This is a genomic window from Paracoccus lichenicola (assembly GCF_009708075.1).
Classification (GTDB): Bacteria; Pseudomonadota; Alphaproteobacteria; order Rhodobacterales; family Rhodobacteraceae; genus Paracoccus; species Paracoccus lichenicola.
The window spans coordinates 1-1,534 of sequence record NZ_WMBT01000051.1 but is presented as its reverse complement, the minus strand read 5'-3'; the positions used below and the strand labels follow the sequence as shown (position 1 = coordinate 1,534).

The following is a 1,534-nucleotide window of genomic DNA, read 5'->3' as shown; positions in this document are numbered from 1 at the left end:
TCCTCGTCCTTGTTGATGGCGACGATGACCTTGCTGTCCTTCATCCCGGCCAGGTGCTGGATCGCGCCCGAGATGCCCACGGCGACATAGAGTTCCGGGGCGACCACCTTGCCGGTCTGGCCCACCTGCCAGTCGTTGGGGGCATATCCGCTGTCCACGGCCGCGCGCGAGGCGCCCACGGCCGCGCCCAGCTTGTCGGCCAGCGCCTCGATGATCGCGAACTGCTCCCTGGAGCCGACGCCGCGCCCGCCCGACACCACCCGGCCCGCCGCCGTGAGTTCGGGGCGGTCCGAGGCCGCGACCTCGTCCGAAAGCCAGGACGACAGGGCGGGATCGGCGGCCGGCGTGGCGTCCTGGACGGGGGCATTGCCGCCCGTGCCCGCCGCCTCGAAGCTGGCGGTGCGGATCGTCAGCACCTTCTTGCCGTCGCGCGAGCGCACCGTCTGGATGGCGTTGCCGGCATAAACCGGACGCTCGAAGGTCTGGGCGTCGATCACCTTCGACACCTCGGGGATCACCATCACGTCGAGCATCGCCGCCACGCGCGGCATGACGTTCTTGGCATCCGTGGTGGCGGGGGCGGCGATGTGCTCGTAATCGCCCGCAAGCCCGGCCAGCAGCGCCGCGGTGGGTTCGGCCAGACGGTGGCCATAGCGCGCGTCCTCGGCCACCAGCACCTTCGACACGCCGGCGATGGTCGCGGCCTCGGCCGCAGCATCTTTCGCGCTGGCCCCGGCACACAGCACCGTCACCTCGCCCAAGGCCTGCACGGCGCCCACCGCCTTGGCGGTGGCGTCCCGGTTCAGCACGCCGTTCGTCACCTCGCCCAACAGAAGAACCGCCATCAGATCACCCCCGCGTCCTTGAGTTTGCCCACCAGCTCGTCGACCGAGCCGACCTTGATGCCCGCCTGGCGCCCTTCCGGCTCGCGCGTGCCCACCACCTCGAGGCGCGGCGAAACGTCCACGCCGTAGTCACCTGCCGTCTTTTCCTCGAGCGGCTTCTTCTTGGCCTTCATGATGTTGGGCAGGCTCGCATAGCGCGGCTCGTTCAGCCGCAGGTCGGCGGTGACGATCGCGGGCAGCGCCACGGCGATCGTCTGCAAGCCCCCGTCCACCTCGCGGGTGACCCTTGCGCTCTCGCCCTCGATCTCCAGCTTGCTGGCGAAGGTCGCCTGGCCCCACCCCAGAAGCGCCGCCAGCATCTGCCCGGTGGCGTTCATGTCGTTGTCGATCGCCTGCTTGCCCGCGATCACCAGGCGGGGCTGTTCCTGATCGACCACCGCTTTCAGGATCTTCGCGACCGCCAGCGGCTCGATGTCCTGGTGCACGTCATCCGTTGCCACCACCAGGATCGCCCGGTCCGCGCCCATCGCCAGCGCCGTCCGCAGCGTCTCGGCCGCCTGCTTCACGCCGATCGAGACCACGATCACCTCGGAGGCCGCGCCCTTCTCCTTGAGCCGGATCGCCTCCTCCACCGCGATCTCGTCGAACGGGTTCATCGACATCTTCACGTTCGACAGATCAACGCCAGA

General features: G+C 69.4%; 2 protein-coding genes. Both read right to left on the bottom strand.

What is annotated here, in order from left to right; translation table 11 throughout:
• A partial coding sequence (locus GIY56_RS18270) for an electron transfer flavoprotein subunit alpha/FixB family protein (RefSeq protein WP_154766256.1) occupies positions 1–845 on the bottom strand: 845 nt, incomplete at its 3' end.
• On the bottom strand, positions 845–1,534 hold a 690-nt coding region (locus GIY56_RS18265; RefSeq protein WP_154766255.1), incomplete at its 5' end, for an electron transfer flavoprotein subunit beta/FixA family protein. The genes GIY56_RS18265 and GIY56_RS18270, both read right to left, overlap by 1 nt.